This window comes from Vibrio sp. OPT18 (genome assembly GCF_015163615.1).
Classification (GTDB): domain Bacteria; phylum Pseudomonadota; class Gammaproteobacteria; order Enterobacterales; family Vibrionaceae; genus Vibrio; species Vibrio coralliirubri.
In genome coordinates this window covers 52,344-53,933 of sequence record NZ_JADDYK010000051.1, presented here as the reverse complement: position 1 = coordinate 53,933, position 1,590 = coordinate 52,344, and the positions used below count along the sequence as shown (strand labels likewise).

2 protein-coding genes are annotated in these 1,590 nt (G+C 41.8%); both read right to left on the bottom strand.

Translation table 11 applies throughout. The annotated features are described in order from the left end of the window. The coding region (locus IQQ51_RS27070; protein ID WP_228012848.1) for a retention module-containing protein at positions 1–433 on the bottom strand (433 nt) is incomplete at its 3' end. A gap of 665 nt (positions 434–1,098) precedes the next feature. Then, on the bottom strand, positions 1,099–1,590 hold a 492-nt coding region (locus tag IQQ51_RS27065; RefSeq protein ID WP_228012847.1), incomplete at its 5' end, for an arginase family protein.

Sequence of the window (1,590 nt, the reverse complement as noted above, 5' to 3'; positions counted from 1 at the left end):
TCTGTGTGTAGTTATAATCAATAGTGACAAAGCCGGAGTTTGCAGAACCTTGCCCTGCACCAGCGGCCGTTGCCTCTAGGATTTGAGTCGGATCGGCACCACCTAAAATGGCTTCTTGAATTGCAGCAAGGTCGTCTTCGGTGAAGGTTTCTGCGTCCGCTTGCTGTAAGTCAAAATTAACCTCACCGGCTATTGGGGCGTCTACCCATGCAGCATTTTCATCAATACAACCGACACAATTCTCTGCAACTGGAATTGAATCATTCTGAACACCTAATACAAGTTCTGACTTGTTAGCCGTAATCACGATCTCATTTTCACGGATGATATCGCCAATTGAAATTTTTCTTGCGCTGCCGTCTGGCTTAACGACCACAACATGTCCACTAACTGCTTCAACTACAGCAACCTGGCGTGAAACTTCGATATCCATATATCCCCCATAGTCACAAAACACTGCTCTCGAGCGCTGTGAAAATTATTGGTAATAGCAATTTCAGGTTTCACTTGAATACATACTTAGCTCTCATCAATGACAATCCATTGTTACGCCTAAATGGCCTGAAATGAGAAAGTATTTCACCTGTTTTTTTATAGTTTACTTACTCTTAAGACTAGTCTTCCCCATAAAAAATGCCATGTCTGTGCTAAGAGGCGTCTTTTCACAAATCGAGGGATTCTTGCTGGGGTTTGAATAACTTAGTTAAAAGTTAGTATGGTGCTGATTTATATGCAAATAAATTCACAATGTAATTACACCTCATTATTTATAAACATATACAGCAATAAAGTTGATAAATCATTAGCAAACATGGGGTATTGATTGAGTCTTTCTATACGTTCACAACAAAGCAAAAGCAATTCCCATTTGTGAGACAATAACCAGAGGATAGGTGGCGGAATTTGTATCAAAAACAATAAAATAAGTTGCATAAAATGTATATGTCGGAATTTTAACCAACTGATAAACAACAGCTCCCCTCTTCAATTTGGTCACAGGTTATTTTCTGGAAGTGACAAAAAAAAAGCCCACTAAGTTGAACCTTAGTGGGCTTTAAAATCAGTACATAGCATCATGCTGTTAGCAATGACACACTACTATTTAGCGAGGCGGTTCGCCGTCCAAACGTAAAGCAGCTCGAGAGCAATCGTCGCGCCAGCCAATGCTGTAATCTCGCTTTGGTCATACGCTGGAGAAACCTCTACAACGTCCATACCAACCATGTTGATACCTTGCAAGCCACGGATAATTTTCAGAACTTTATCTGAATTCAAACCGCCGCAAACCGGAGTACCTGTACCCGGAGCAAAAGCAGGATCCAGACAGTCGATATCAAACGTTAGGTAAACTGGCTTATCACCGACAATGCCTTTCACTTGAGCAATGATCTCGTCCACGCTCATGTCGTTCGCTTGCATCGCGTTAATAACGTTAAAGCCGTGCCCTTCCTGCTTGTACTCTGTACGAATACCAATTTGCACTGAATGTTCAGGCGAAATTAAACCTTCATTTGGCGCATGGTAGAACATAGTACCGTGATCGTAACGACTACCCTGACTGTAAGTGTCAGTGTGCGCGTCGAAGTGAAT